The 14286-nt window shown below is 61.8% G+C and carries 13 protein-coding genes and 1 pseudogene; 5 read left to right on the top strand and 9 right to left on the bottom strand.

The genetic code is table 11. From position 1 onward, the window contains the following. Positions 1-6: 6 nt before the first annotated feature. The 4 genes from AO692_RS25215 to AO692_RS25230 all read right to left on the bottom strand — a co-directional run bounded on the left by AO692_RS25215 (position 7) and on the right by AO692_RS25230 (position 4130). Positions 7-954, bottom strand: a complete 948-nt coding sequence (locus AO692_RS25215; protein ID WP_054312819.1) for an alpha/beta hydrolase — start codon at positions 952-954, stop codon at positions 7-9. Positions 955-1005: 51 nt separating this feature from the next. After that, complete coding sequence (locus AO692_RS25220; protein ID WP_054312820.1) at positions 1006-1686, bottom strand: isochorismatase family protein; 681 nt, start codon at positions 1684-1686, stop codon at positions 1006-1008. Further along, positions 1686-2990 carry a Xaa-Pro peptidase family protein gene (locus AO692_RS25225; RefSeq protein ID WP_054312821.1) on the bottom strand — a complete coding sequence of 435 codons (1305 nt, stop codon included), beginning with the start codon at positions 2988-2990 and terminating at the stop codon, positions 1686-1688. Before AO692_RS25225 ends, AO692_RS25220 begins: the two co-directional genes overlap by 1 nt. Before the next feature lie 189 nt (positions 2991-3179). Further along, positions 3180-4130: a GlxA family transcriptional regulator gene (locus tag AO692_RS25230; protein ID WP_054312822.1), complete on the bottom strand. Its 951-nt coding sequence runs from the start codon at positions 4128-4130 to the stop codon at positions 3180-3182. 543 nt (positions 4131-4673) lie between these two features. Here AO692_RS25230 and AO692_RS25235 point away from each other — a divergent pair. The 5 genes and pseudogenes from AO692_RS25235 to AO692_RS25255 form a co-directional block, all read left to right on the top strand. Beyond that, positions 4674-5849 (top strand): annotated as a pseudogene (locus tag AO692_RS25235) (ABC transporter substrate-binding protein); the annotation flags it as partial. 64 nt (positions 5850-5913) lie between these two features. Next, entirely contained in the window at positions 5914-6831 is a 918-nt protein-coding gene (locus AO692_RS25240; RefSeq protein ID WP_054312823.1) for a sugar ABC transporter permease, read from the top strand. Then, the gene (locus AO692_RS25245; protein ID WP_054312824.1) at positions 6828-7709 is read left to right on the top strand and encodes a carbohydrate ABC transporter permease; all 882 of its coding nucleotides are present in this window, start codon (positions 6828-6830) and stop codon (positions 7707-7709) included. The genes AO692_RS25240 and AO692_RS25245 overlap by 4 nt, the downstream gene beginning before the upstream one ends. A gap of 7 nt (positions 7710-7716) precedes the next feature. Beyond that, the gene (locus AO692_RS25250; protein WP_054312825.1) at positions 7717-8832 is read left to right on the top strand and encodes an ABC transporter ATP-binding protein; all 1116 of its coding nucleotides are present in this window, start codon (positions 7717-7719) and stop codon (positions 8830-8832) included. 7 nt (positions 8833-8839) lie between these two features. After that, positions 8840-9157, top strand: a complete 318-nt coding sequence (locus AO692_RS25255) for a Dabb family protein (RefSeq protein WP_054312826.1) — start codon at positions 8840-8842, stop codon at positions 9155-9157. 17 nt (positions 9158-9174) lie between these two features. On the opposite strand, the gene AO692_RS25260 is transcribed toward AO692_RS25255, so the two are convergent. The 5 genes from AO692_RS25260 to AO692_RS25280 form a co-directional block, all read right to left on the bottom strand. Beyond that, positions 9175-10020, bottom strand: a complete 846-nt coding sequence (locus tag AO692_RS25260; RefSeq protein WP_054312827.1) for an EamA family transporter — start codon at positions 10018-10020, stop codon at positions 9175-9177. Between the two features lie 193 nt (positions 10021-10213). Further along, positions 10214-11278 carry an ABC transporter ATP-binding protein gene (locus AO692_RS25265; protein ID WP_054312828.1) on the bottom strand — a complete coding sequence of 355 codons (1065 nt, stop codon included), beginning with the start codon at positions 11276-11278 and terminating at the stop codon, positions 10214-10216. A 20-nt stretch (positions 11279-11298) separates the two neighbouring features. Further along, positions 11299-12090, bottom strand: a complete 792-nt coding sequence (locus AO692_RS25270; RefSeq protein ID WP_054312829.1) for an ABC transporter permease — start codon at positions 12088-12090, stop codon at positions 11299-11301. Next, complete coding sequence (locus AO692_RS25275; RefSeq protein WP_244483493.1) at positions 12087-12875, bottom strand: ABC transporter permease subunit; 789 nt, start codon at positions 12873-12875, stop codon at positions 12087-12089. Before AO692_RS25275 ends, AO692_RS25270 begins: the two co-directional genes overlap by 4 nt. 186 nt (positions 12876-13061) lie before the next feature. Beyond that, positions 13062-14168: an ABC transporter substrate-binding protein gene (locus AO692_RS25280; RefSeq protein ID WP_054312831.1), complete on the bottom strand. Its 1107-nt coding sequence runs from the start codon at positions 14166-14168 to the stop codon at positions 13062-13064. Positions 14169-14286: the final 118 nt, after the last annotated feature.

A 14286-nucleotide genomic window follows, 5' to 3' on the forward strand; every position in this document is an offset into this window, starting at 1 on the left:
GCGAGATCAATACGGCCAGCGGCCCTTCCCTAATGCCGTAACCGCCGCGACGATATCGGCCATCGCCTCGCCCGCACGTGGAGAACTCTTGCGAGCTCGCAGAAAGCTGTGCGTGAGGCGTTTTTCATTGAGCCATGCCGCCTTGCCACCGACGGCAAGAATGCGGTCGCGATAGGTTTCGCCATCTGACGACAGCGGATCGCATTCCGCGGTTATGATCGCGGTCGGCGGCAGTCCTGCAAAGTCGCTGTCCCATAGTGGTTCCAGCGTGGCGTCGTCCGGCCGTGGCGTATGATCGGTGCGTACTTGGCCGTAGAAAGCGAGATCGGCGGTCGACAGCAACGGCGCCTCGGCATGTTCGACATAGGATCCCATCGAGGAATCGCCGCCAAGGCTCGGATAGATCAACACCTGACCCACCGCCGGCCTTGGCCGATTGCGGGTCGCATGCGCCACTGCGGCCGCCAGATTGCCGCCGGCGCTCTCGCCGCACAACACGATCGGGAGCTTGGTCGTGGCCGCCAGCCAATCGAAAGCTGCCACTGCGTCGTCGAAGGCGGCGGGATGAACATGTTCCGGCGCCAGGCGGTAATCGATGGAGACCAGGGCAAAGCCGGTTTCCGCGCACAGTTCGGCGCAGATGTCGTCATGGCTGTCCAGCCCGCCGAACACGAAGCCACCGCCATGAAAATAGAGGATGGCCGCCTGCGGCAGGCGGCCATCCAGCCGGTACCAACGAAAAGGGATGGCGCGATCCGCCAACGGGATCACGCCATCCTCGGTTCCGACGCCGGCAGGCCGGCCGACATGAAAGGCGGCCGCCATCTCATCATAAAGTGCACGTTCCTGTTCGACAGGCATGTCGGCGACCGCGGGGAAATGCCGTGCATTCACCGTGTCGATATAGGCCCAGTACTCCGGATCGAGCAGCGCCGCGTATTTCCCGCGATCCATCGTCCTCAAGGTCCAGTCAGGCGTTCCGGCGGCTCCTGCCGCGTCGATCTTTCAAAGCGATTGGTAGAGTTCGGCTGCATTCTCATAGGTGAAACGCAACGGCACGGAACCCTCCACCTGCCAGGCTGGCATCATTTCACCCGCCATCAACCGGCAAGCGGTGTCGGTATCGGTCACCGCGCCGCCGTAGAGGCGGTTGGCAAGGTTGAGGATCGCCGTCTGGTGCATGGCGGCACTGCCGCTGCCGCAGGCGTCCTTGACCAGAAGTACGCGGAAGCCGGCGGTCACCGCGTCCCGCACCGTGGCGTCGATGCAGGCCTCGGTCCAGACCCCGGCAACGATCAGCCACTCGATACCGCGCGCCCTGAGAAGTTCGACGGCTTCGGTCGAGCGGAAGGCGCTGGCATGCGCCTTGATCAACAGCGTCTCGTCATCGCCCGGCGCCACTTCAACGCAGATTGCCGTCAAAGGATCGTCCTTGCCGGAGAAAGCCGACTTGCCGTTTCCGTCGAGCGGATGGAACGGGCGATCCTGCGTGTCGAGATCGACGATATAGGCCCAATGATAGAGCGGCACGCTGTTCGCCCGTGCCGCGGCCTGCAGCCGCTGCACATTGGCGAGCAGATCGGAAAAGCCCTCGACCAGATAGCGGCTGTCCTTGCGGTGCTCTTCCTGCAGGTCGATGAAGACGGCTGCGGCCGTACCGCGCCGGATCGAAACAGGCGACTTCATCAAGCATGGCCCTCGAGGAATTCGTCTTCATAAGGAAAGCGCGACAAAAGTTCCGTCCCCGTTTCGGTGATCAGCACCTCGTCCTCCAGCTTGACGCCCTCGCGTCCGCCCTTCTCGCCGATATAGCTTTCGACGGAAACCACCATCCCGGGCTGCATGATGCCGTCACGGCCATAGGTTTCGTAGTCCATGGAATGCGCGATAAAAGGCGTTTCGCCATGCATGCCCACCCCGTGCATGACCGATGTGTAGCGCTGGTCGACGAAGCGGTCGGGAATCTTCCAGGCCTTCTCGGCGATCTCGCGAAACGGCATGCCCGGCTTCACGATCGAAATGTTGTGCTGCACCTGATCGTAGGCCATGCGGTAAAGCATCTTCTGATAGTCACTCGGCTTGCCCGGCCCGCAGCGGAAGGTGCGGGAGAAATCCGAATAATAGCCATAGCACCCGATCGTATCGGTATCGAGAGCCACCAGTTCGCCCGGCCGTACCTTGCGGCCGCTCGCTTCGTTGAACCAGGGATTGGTGCGCTGGCCGGAGGTCAAAAGCCGCGTCTCGATGAACTCGCCGCCCTGCCGGATCACCTCATGATACATGATGGCGAAGAGCTCGTTTTCGGCAACGCCGGGTTTGATGGCCTCCCGCACCGCCGACACGGCGGCCTCTGCGCCGGCCATCGAGGCGACGAGGCATTTCACCTCCTGCGGCGTCTTGATCGCGCGCACGGCCAGGATCTCACCCTGGCAATCCTTCACGTCGCAGCCGCGCTTCTGCAGCGCCAGCGCCTGCAGGTGGCTGCAACGGTCCAGTCCGAGCTTCATCGAGCCGCCACCATGCGTCTTCAGAAGTTCCGCGATCTCGTCGGCGAAAGGCCCGGCCGTCTCGTCGTCGCGGCCGGAGACCGAAGACCAGACCAGCTTCGAGGGCCTGGCTTCATCGACCGTGTCGAGCACCATGGAGACATGGTAGCTCTGCGGATATTCGAACAGCACGATCGGCCCTTCGGTCGGGATGAAGAAGTAGCGTGTCGAATTGCGCAGGAAGTAGCCGAACATGTTGCGCGAGCCGGTGGCATAGCGCTGATTGTAGGGATCGAACAGCACCACGGCGCCATAGCCCGCCTCGCGCATCCAGCCGCGCAATCGTTCGAGCCGTTCTTTTCTCAGCGCCACCGCGTCGATGAAGGACGGCTCGGTGTCGGAAAGCCACATACCGCCGGAGGGATCTGCGGTCGCCGGATGGCGCATGCGATCCTTGAAATCGACGTCGTCGGTGCTGTCGGGGTCGAAAACCACAATGCTCATGTCTGCCTCCGAGAGCGCCGCGCGTTCATCGGAACGCGCAAAGGACGCTCTAAACCTTTGCATCTACGCATCGTGCTTTCCGAAAACCGATTCCGATTTTCGGGCTGATGCCAAGGCTTCGAACAATGAGCCAAACCGGTTGCAGGAATTGCGCAGGAACCCGCATGGATCGTGCAACATTCCGCTATGCTAATTCCGTCTCGCTGCCTTCGGCGTATGGCCATATTGTTCGCGGAAGGCGCGGGCAAAGCTCGACATCGAGGCAAAACCACAGGCCAGCGAGACATCGCGCACGGCAAGGGTCGAATGCGCCAACAGATCGGCCGCGCGCTTCAGGCGCAGCCGGCGATAATAGCTGTTGGGCGAGGTGGACAGTTCGGCACGAAAGCTGCGCTCCAGCCGGTCCGGCGAGACACTCAGCCGCTCCGCCAGATCGGCCATGGCGAGCCGCTCCTCGACCGCATCTTCCATGATGGCGATGGCCGACAGCACCAGTTCGTTGCGCACGCCGGTGCGCAGCCTGAGCGGCATCAGCTTGCGGTCGACGCTCGAGCGCAGCGGACTATGCACGAACCATTCGGCAACGCCGGCGGCGAGCTCCGCGCCATAATCGCCGTCAATGATCTCCAGCATCATATCCAGACTGCCCACGCCACCCGCGGAGGTGAAACGCCGGCGGTCGATGACATAGAGATCGCGCCGCAGGTCGATCTCGGGAAAGGCTTCCATGAAAGCAGCCTGGCTGGTCCAGTGCAAGGTGCAGGCATGGCCGTCGAGCAGGCCGGCACGTGCAAGAAAGAAGGCAGCATCGGCCACGGCGCCAAGGTGCGCGCCGCCACGCAGGCTCTTGCGGATCCAGCCGACGGCGTCAGCCGCGACGAGATGGTCGGCATTGCCACCGGAACAGACCACGATCCGGTCCGCCTTGGGATTGGCGCTTGCTCCAAAGCCCGGCTGGATGACGACGCCATTGGAGGCCTCGACGGGCCTGCGGTCGGCGCCGACGATGATCCAGCGATAGCATTCCTTCCTGGCCAGCGTGTTGGCGGCGCGCAGCGGCTCGATGATCGAACTGAACGCCATCATCGGAAACTGCGGAAACACCAGGACGGCGAAGGTGATCGGAGCGTTGCTTGCCATCGATGCAATCTTGGCGGGCTGCGGTTCTTGTCCGGCGTCGACCCTGCGACGCTTCGCGCGTGATGAGAATTATAGGGACTGCCCAAGTCAATACCTTGTCGGAGCAGCCTGCCCTCGCGAACCGGTGAAATCAATGTTTGTTGGCGAAGCAAAGGAGGCGATGTGCTGCATCAGGCGAGAATGATCAAACGCCGCTCTTGCCAGGCATTTCGGAATTGATCATACTCCATGAATAATTCCGATCGATGCTCGCGATCGACCGGATTCACAACGTTCCAGACATCCTAACGCGATCAGGGAGGGCGCATCGGGATGGCCAGCCGGCTCAAGCGCGGGCTGAGGAATTACACCGGGAAGACATTCAGGTTTCATCACGGTCCGCGCATCTCCGGTGCGCGAACTGAGTTGGGAGGTAGCCGGCGACAGCCGGTCATGTGACTGCAACAAGGGAGGAAGTTCATGTTGCGCAAACTGCTTATCGGAACGATGCTCGGCTCGGCGCTCACCGCCGGCTATGCGGCGTCGACCTATGCCGCCGGCGGCTCGGTCGAAGTGCTGCACTGGTGGACCTCTGGTGGCGAGGCCGCCGCGCTCGACGTTCTGAAGAAGAAGCTCGAAAGCCAGGGCGTCACCTGGAAGGACATGCCGGTGGCAGGCGGAGGTGGCGAAGCAGCCATGACCGCACTGCGCGCCCGTGTCACCGCCGGTGATCCACCGACCGCCGTGCAGGCTCTCGGCTTCGACATCACCGACTGGGCCAAGCAGGGCGTCGTCGGCGATCTCGGCGAAGTGGCCGACAAGGAAGGCTGGGACAAGGTCGTTCCGACCGCGCTGCAGAACTTCGCCAAGCATGACGGCAAGTGGATCGCGGCACCGGTCAACGTACACTCGACGAACTGGGTCTGGATCTCCAAGAAGGCGCTCGACGCCGCCGGCGGCAAGACACCCGAGAACTGGGACGAGCTGATCGCCGTGCTCGACAAGATGAAGGCAAACGGCATCACGCCGCTCGCCCATGGCGGCCAGGCCTGGCAGGACGCCACCATCTTCGACGCCGTGGTACTCTCGCTTGGCACCGACTTCTACAAGGCCTCGATGATCGACAACGATCCCGCAGCCCTTGGCGGCGAGAAGATGGTCGAAGCCTTCGATCGCATGGCCAAGCTCAAGAGCTATGTCGACAAGGACTTCTCGGGCCGCGACTGGAATCTGGCTTCGGCCATGGTCATCGAAGGCAAGGCCGGCATGCAGATGATGGGCGACTGGGCCAAAGGGGAATTCCTCAAGGCCGGCCAGAAGCCCGGTTCCGACTTCGTCTGCATCCGCTTCCCGGGCACCCAGGGGGCCGTCACCTTCAACTCCGACATGTTCATGATGTTCAAGGTCGGCGACGACAAGAAGGCGGCGCAGCTCACCATGGCGTCCGACATCGAGAGCCCTGACTTCCAGTCGTCGTTCAACGTGGTGAAGGGTTCGGTGCCGGCGCGCACCGATGTGCCTGACACCGCCTTCGACGATTGCGGCAAGAAGGGCATCAAGGACCTGGCCGAAGCCAACTCGTCCGGCAAGCTGTTCGGCTCGATGGCTCACGGCTATGCCGTGCCGGCTGCCGTGAAGAACGCCATGTATGACGTGATCACCCGCCACTTCAACGGTGAGCTGGACTCCAAGGCCGCTGCTGCCGCGCTGGTCGAAGCGGTTGCTGCAGCCAAGGGCTGATCGCCTGTCCATCGTGCCCCGGCTACGGCCGGGGCACCCATTCTTTCCGAACCGAGGCTGAACCATGGCCGACGCCACAGCGACCGCGCGCAATGCCATAGCGAATCCCCGCGCCACCTTGCAGGATCTGTTGCCGAAGATCGTGCTGGCGCCGAGTTTCGCCGTGATCCTGATCTTCGTCTACGGCTTCATCGCGTTCACGGCCGTGCTGTCCTTCTCGGGCTCGAAGCTGCTGCCGGATTTCTCGACCTGGGTCGGTCTCAGTAACTATGTGCGCCTGTTCAACCATCCGAACTGGATCGTGGCGCTGAAGAACCTCGCGATCTTTTCCATCCTCTACATCGTCATCTGTTCGGTGATCGGGCTCGCGCTCGCCATCTTCCTTGACCAGAAGATCCGCGGTGAGGGCCTACTCAGGCCCATCTACCTTTATCCGATGGCGCTGTCCTTCATCGTCACTGGCGTTGCCTGGAAATGGTTCCTCGACCCCGGCATCGGCCTTGAGCACGTCATGCAGTCGATCGGCTGGGAAAGTTTCTCGTTCCGCTGGATCAAGGACGGCAAGATGGCGATCTACACCATCGTCATCGCCGCGGTCTGGCAATCGTCCGGCTTTGTCATGGCGATGTTCCTCGCCGGGCTGCGCGGCGTCGACAACGAGATCATCAAGGCCGCCCAGATCGATGGCGCTTCCACTTTTGTCATCTATCGCCGCATCATCATCCCGCTGATGCGCCCGGTCTTCCTGTCGGCCTTCGTCGTGCTCGCACACCTTGCCATCAAGTCCTACGACCTCGTGGTGGCCATGACCGACGGCGGCCCGGGAACCGCCACCTGGACGCCGGCGCTGTTCATGCAGAAATTCACCTTCGGCCGCAACGAAATGGGCATGGGCGCGGCCTCGGCGATCATCATGATGATGATGATTTTCGCCATCATCGTGCCCTATCTCTACTCCGAACTCGGGGGAAAGAAGAAATGAGTGCCCCCTCTCAAGATGTGGCCACCCGCAACGGCGTCGTCGTCCGCGCGCTGATCTATGCGCTGCTCATCCTGTTCGCGGTCTACTACCTGCTGCCGCTCTATGTGATGGTGGTGAATTCGCTCAAACCCCTCGACGAGATCCGCCAGGGCAACATGCTGGCGCTGCCGCAGCAATGGACCATCGCGCCCTGGCTGTCGGCCTGGTCGACAGCGCAGATCGGCGTCTCGCCGACTGGCCTGAAACCCTATTTCCTGAATTCGGTGCTGATGGTGGTGCCGGCGGTGGCGATCTCGACCGTGCTCGGCGCGCTGAACGGCTATGTGCTGACCAAATGGCGCTTCAAAGGCGACAACATCGTCTTCGGCATGATGCTGCTCGCCTGCTTCATTCCCTTCCAGATCGTGCTGATACCCTCTGCCCGCATCCTCGGCCTTCTGGGGCTCGCCGGCTCGGTGCCCGGCCTGATCCTGATCCACGCCATCTACGGCCTCGGCTTCACCACGCTGTTCTTCCGCAACTATTACGAAGCCTTCCCGACGGAACTGGTGCGCGCCGCGCAGATCGATGGCGCATCGTTCTTCCAGATCTTCCGGCGCATCCTTCTGCCCTCCTCGGGGCCGATCATCGTGGTGACCGTGATCTGGCAGTTCACCAACATCTGGAACGACTTCCTGTTCGGCTCTTCCTTCTCCAGCGTCGATTCCATCCCCATCACCGTGGCGCTGAACAATCTGGTCAACTCCTCGACGGGTGTGAAGGAATACAACGTCCACTTCGCCGGTGCGATCCTGGCAGCCCTTCCCACCCTTATCGTCTACATCGTCTCCGGACGCTATTTCGTGCGCGGCCTGATGGCCGGCGCCGTGAAAGGCTAAAGCAAGAATGTCCTTTCTTGAGATCGACAACCTCGACAAATCCTTCGGCACCACCCGGATTCTGAAAGGCGTGACGCTCGGTATCGAGGAGGGTGGCTTCCTCGTGCTGGTCGGCCCTTCGGGCTGCGGCAAGTCAACGCTGCTCAACACAATCGCGGGCCTGGAACAGATAACCAGTGGCGAGATCCGCATCGCCGGCAAACGCGTCAACGAATTGCATCCCTCGAAGCGCGATATCGCCATGGTGTTCCAGTCCTACGCGCTCTACCCCAACATGACGGTTGGCGAGAACATCGGCTTCGGCATGGAAATCCGCGGCATTCCCAAGGCCGAACGCGACAAGGCGATCGCCGACGTGGCGCAGCTCCTGCAGATCGGCCATCTGCTCGACCGCAAGCCCAGCCAGCTGTCGGGCGGCCAGCGCCAGCGCGTCGCGATGGGCCGCGCTTTGGTTCGCAAGCCGCAAGTCTTCCTGTTCGACGAGCCGCTGTCCAATCTCGACGCCAAGCTGCGCATCGACATGCGCACCGAAATCAAGCGCCTGCACCAGCGTATGAAGACGACCATCGTCTACGTCACGCACGACCAGATCGAAGCGATGACGCTGGCCACGAAGATAGCAGTTTTGAAGGACGGCATCCTGCAGCAGTTCGGCACGCCGGCCGAGATATACAACAATCCGGTCAACATGTTCGTCGCCGACTTCATGGGCTCGCCAGCCATGAATCTCGTGCCGGCAACCATCGGCCAGAGTGGCAGTGAATCCACCGTCGAGCTCGCCCGCGCCGGCGCGGCACCCGTCTCGCTGGCGTTGAACGGCGCATCGAGCGCTCTGTCGGCCTATCGCGGCAAAGAGGTGGTGTTCGGCATTCGCCCCGAAGCTTTGACCGACCCCGATGGCGCTGACCGCAACGCCAAACATCTGGTGACCACGGACTGTCACATAGAGGTGGTCGAACCTGCCGGGTCCGACACATTCGCCGTCACCAATCTGGGCGGCAAGGGCGTGGTCGCTCGCCTGCGTGCCGATGCTCGCATTAAGCCTGGCGCCACCGCCCCGCTCACCTTCAATCTGACCAAGGCGGTGTTTTTCGATCCGGCGACCCAGGAAAGGATCGCGTGAAGACACCATGATCCGGCACTGTGTTTTCGTGAAATTCCGCGACGATGTCCCGACCGTGGAACGATCGGCCATCCACGCCGATCTTTCGGCGTTGCGCGGCATGATAGACGGCATGGGTGCCGTGCATTTCAACGGCAACGTCAGTCCCGAACACTTCGCGCGCGGGTTCACACATGGCTTCACCATTGATTTCAGCGATGCCGCCACCCGCGATGCCTATCTGGTGCACGAGGCGCACCAAAGAGCCGGGGCGCGTCTGGTCGCTGCGCTCGAAGGCGGCACGGATGGACTGATGGTCTTCGATCTCGAGATCAGCGAAAGCTGAACACGGTAGGTCTTGCTTCAGCCCAGCCTCAAAGCCACGACGCCGGCGACAATGCCAAGCGCGGCAGCACTGCGCCACACCGTCATTTTTTCGCCAAGGGCGAAGACGGAGATCAGCATCGCGAACAGGATCGAGCTTTCGCGCAGGGAAGCCACCGAAGCGATCGGCGCCTTGGTCATCGCCCACATCACGATCCAGTAGGCCGTGCCGCTCAGGCCTCCAGTGATGATGCCGACTTTCCAATCGCGCGCCATGGCTGGCAGCGATTGCGGCCCACGCACCAGCAGGCACAGGATCAACGACCAGATGCCATCCGCGAGGAACAGATAGACGGCATAGCTCGAGGCGCTGGCGGCCAGGCGCGCGCCGCTGCCATCGGATAGCGTATAGCTTGCGATGAAAACGGAGGTCGCCAATGCGTAGCCGACCGCATGGAGATTGAGCTTCTCCAGATGGCCACCGCCGCGAAACGACATCACCAGCGTACCGGCGCACAGAAGCACGATGCCGACGATCGCCAGCGGCCCGGGTACTTCCGACACAACGAAGATGCCGCCGATGGCGGCAAGCAAAGGTGCCGTGCCGCGGGCCAGCGGATAGGTCTGGGCAAGATCGCCGGCCTTGTAGGCGCCGATCAGGCAAAGCTTGTAGCCCATGTGGAAAATGGTCGAGGCCAGAATCCACGGCCAGACTTCCGCCTTGGGGAACTCAACGAAGGGCACGGCCAGCAGCGCCATCGTCGCCATACCCAGCGTCAGAACCGTCACTGAGAGGAAACGGTCGAGATGCACCTTTACCATCGCATTCCAGCTTGCGTGCATGGCTGCAGCGGCCAGCACGGGGAGGAAGACGGCAAGGCTCATTTCGTATCCGGTCCCTTTCAGGCAGCACGTCCGCCTTCATTCGGACGCCCAGGCGTGTCGCCGGACCAGGACGAAAATTCATTACCCGGCTCAGCTCTCGCGCTCGGAATACGCCTTTGTGCAGCCAGCTGCAATGTACAGCCGGCGCATCAGATCTTGGACCAGAAGGGATTTGAAAGAACCCGAAACAGTCTCAGTGCAGAACCAGCACGTCACCGGATGAGAAGGAAATTTCGGCCTTGTCGCCAACATTCGGCGGCGGTGTGGAGGAATTGTTGAAGGTGTCGAGCGAGATCTTCGAACCGCCGATGCCGACCCTGACACGGATCACCGAACCCAGGAAATGCACGTCGGCGATCTCGCCGGACAGTGTCGCATCGTGACCGGGGCGAGGCCCGAGCGTAATCGCTTCGGGTCGCAGCGCCAGCGAGAGCGTGTCGCCGGTCCTCGAGCCGTTAAGCTTGCCCTTGAGGCCGATTTCCTCGGCGTTGATACGCACCCGCCCCGAGCCGGCATCGCTCACCACCGCTTCCAACACGTTGAGCGTGCCGACGAAATTGGCCACGAATTTGGTGGCCGGGCGGTTGTAGATCTCGAACGGCGTACCAACTTGCTCGGCCTTGCCGCCATACATCACCGCGATGCGATCGGAGATCGACAGCGCCTCTTCCTGATCGTGCGTGACGAATATGGTGGTGATGCCGAGTTCCTTCTGGATGGCGCGGATTTCGTCGCGCAGCGACACGCGCACCTTGGCGTCCAGCGCCGACAACGGCTCGTCGAGCAGAAGCAGCTTTGGCTTCGGTGCCAAAGCGCGGGCCAGAGCGACACGCTGCTGCTGGCCACCGGAAAGCTGATAGGGGTAACGATCGCCCAGTTGCGGCAGCTTGATCAGCTCCAGCATCTCGGCCACGCGTTTGTCGCTCTCTGCCTTCCCCACGCCGGCGACCTTGAGGCCGAAGGCGACATTCTGCGCCACAGTGAGGTTCGGGAAAAGCGCATAGGCCTGGAACACCATGCCGACATTGCGCTGGTTCGGCTTCAGCCGGGTCACGTCCTTGCCGCCGACGATGATCGAGCCGGCGGTCGGCTCCTCGAAACCGGCGACCATGCGCAGCACCGTCGTCTTGCCGCAACCGGAAGGCCCGAGGAAGGAGACGAATTCGCCACGCTCAACGTCAAGGTTGAAGTCCTCGACCACAGTGGTGGGACCGAAGGTTTTCTTCACATGCTGGATCGAAAGGAACGGGTCGGCCATGGGCTGGACTTTCTCGGGGCTCAATTCGGGCGGTTCGCCGATTTCGGCGCAAAACGGGACAGCACCTGGATGATCGACATGCAACCCCAGGTGATGACGAAGGCGATGATGGCGAGCGCCGCTGGCTCATAAGCACGGTTGGCGCCGATGTTCTGCAGATAGGGGCCGAAGGCCGGGCGGTTGAGCAGGCTGGCGATGGTGAATTCGCCGATGACGATGGCGAAGGTCAGGAATGCGCCCGACAGCACGGCAATCAGCACATTGGGCAGGATGACGCGGCTGATGATGGTGGTCCAGCCGGCACCAAGGATCTGCGCAGCTTCCGTCAAGGTGCGTACATCGATGGTCCGCAAGCCGGTGTCGACGGCCCGGTACATATAAGGCAGCGCGAGCGTCGCATAGCCGATGACCAGCAGCGCACTGGTGCCGATGTCGCTCGACAGGAACGGCAGCGGCGAATTCGAGCCATACATGCGGATGTAGCCGAAGACGATGACGATGGCAGGAATCACGAGCGGCAGCAGCGTGACGAATTCGACCACCGGCCGAAGCTGCGGCAGGCGCAATCTGATCCAGTAGGCGGTCGGCACCACCAGCAGCACGCCAAGGATGATGGTGAACACGGCGGCAACCACAGAGAAAGTGAAGCTCTCCTGGAAGCGCGGGTCGCCGAGCACGACCCGGTAGGCCTCGAAGGAATATTCGCCACGCTTCATGCGCATGGAAAACTCCATGGTCGCGATCAGCGGAATGAAGAAATATGCGGCACCCAGAATGAAGGTGATCCAGGCCCAGAACTTGCCAGACTTCATTTCAGCCACCTTTCCGAACGGGTCCGGAACCAGATGTAGAAGATGTTGGCCAGCCCGGTGATGAAGATCATGCCGAACGCTATCGCATAGCCGAGATTGGCGTTGTGCAGCACGTCACCGCGGATTTGCGCGTAGAGCACGATCGGCACGATGTTGAGCGACGAACCGGTCAATGCATAGGCGGTGGCGATCGCGCCGAAGGAGTTGGCGAAGAGCAGAATGACCGTGCCGAGGAAACTCGGCCAGATCACCGGGATGACGACCATGCGCCAATATTGCCACTGGGTAGCGCCAAGCGTGGCGGCGGCCTCGCCCCATTCCTTCCTGATACCGTCGATCGCCGGCGTGATGATCACGACCATCAGCGGAATCTGGAAGTAAAGATAGGTGAGCGTCAGGCCCCAGAAGGAAAGCACGTTGAAGCCGTGCTGGTAGAGATCGAACCCGACCGAACGCAGAAGCACGGTGACGAGACCGAGACGGCCCAGCGTCGCGAGAAAGGCGAAAGCCAAAGGCACACCGGCGAATTGCGAGGCGACACCGGAGAAGGTGAGCGTCGCAGAGCGGGTCCAGTTGGGCAGTCCTCCGCGCACGATGGCGATGGCAATGGCAAGGCCGATGAACGCGCCAAGAAGCGACGACGCGACCGAGACCTTGATGGAGATCCAGTAGGCGGCGCGGATCGTCGGCTGTGCGAGCTCGACAATATTCTCCAGGGTGAAGACGCCGTCGGCATTCTGAAATGCACCGAGGATCAAATATAGCGTCGGCAGGATCAGGAACATCAGCGCGAAGATGATGAATGGCGCCACACCCAACCATTGCGTCGGCAACCGCGTCGCGCGCGCCTGCGCCGGCGGTAGGGTTTTCCCGGCAGCAGCCGGTCCTGAAAGGCTGATATCTGTCATGCCGGCCCGTCTTTTTAGGAAGAATCCGGGCGGCATGGCGCCGCCCGGATAGTCGTCAGTAAATTACTTGACGTTGGCGCCCACCGCCGAGTCCCAGCTCTTCGTGATCACTTCCTTGGAAGCGCTCTGCTCGTCCAGCGTCGGGAACACGGCCTTTTCGTAGGCGGCGGCCGGCGGCAACTTGTCGAGCAGTTCCTGCGGGATCTTGCCGTTCTTGGCGAGGTCGTTGAAGCGGATCGGGTGGCAATAACCCTTCAGCCAGCCGATCTGCCCTTCGTCGGAATAGAGATGTTCCATCCAGAGTTTGGCGGCGTTCGGATGCGGCGCATAGGCGCTGATCGCCTGCACGTAGACACCGGCCACAACGCCCTTGGCCGGGATGACGATCTCGGTCGGCGGATTGCCGTTCAGCGTGTCGCGCCCGGACAGGTTATTGTAGTCCCAGTTGATCAGGATCGGCGTCTGGCCCTGGGCGAGCGTCGCCGGCTTGCCGATGACCGGAACAAAATTGCCGGCGGCGTTGAGCTTCTTGAAGAACTCAAGGCCGGCTTCGCCAGCGGCCTTGCCGGCAGCGGCGCCGGAGGCGAGACCCGCAGCGTGAACGGCCTGGATCGCCTGGTTGGACGCGCGCGGATCACCGGCCAGCGCGACCGAGTTCGCGTATTCCGGCTTCAGCAGGTCTTCCCAGTCGGCCGGGATATTCTTGACCAGATCCTTGTTCACCATGAAGGACAGGACGCCGTAATAATCGCCGTACCAGAAGCCTTCCGGATCCTTGGCGCTGTCGGGGATCGAATCCCAGGTCGAGACCTTGTAAGGCTGGATCAGACCATCTTTCTTGGCCGAAGGGCCGAAGGAGAGGCCAACGTCGATGACGTCGGGAGCCTGCGGGCCCTTGTTGTCCTTGTTGGCCTTGATCGCCTCAACCTCATCGCCTGAACCGGCGTCGGGATTGAGTTCGTTGACCTTGATTTCCGGATACTTCTTCTTGAAGGCGTCGATGACGGCGCCATAACCGCACCAGTCGTGCGGCAGCGCGATCGTGGTGAGCTCACCTTCCTTCTTGGCTGCAGCAACCAGTTCGTCCAGCGACTGGGCCGAAGCGAAGGCGGAAGTGGCCATCAAGGCGACCGCCGTAAGGGAAAGCACTTTTCCCGTGAATCTGAACATTTTTCTCTCCGTTGAACTGCGCCGTGAGACGCCAGCAAGTGGCTGGTATCCCTGATATATGACAGTCCGATGAAGGCGGACCGCCCCCGCGCCCCGAAGGGCACGAAAAGTTAACTAC

Source organism: Mesorhizobium sp. 1M-11 (assembly GCF_001303895.1).
Lineage (GTDB): Bacteria > Pseudomonadota > Alphaproteobacteria > Rhizobiales > Rhizobiaceae > Mesorhizobium.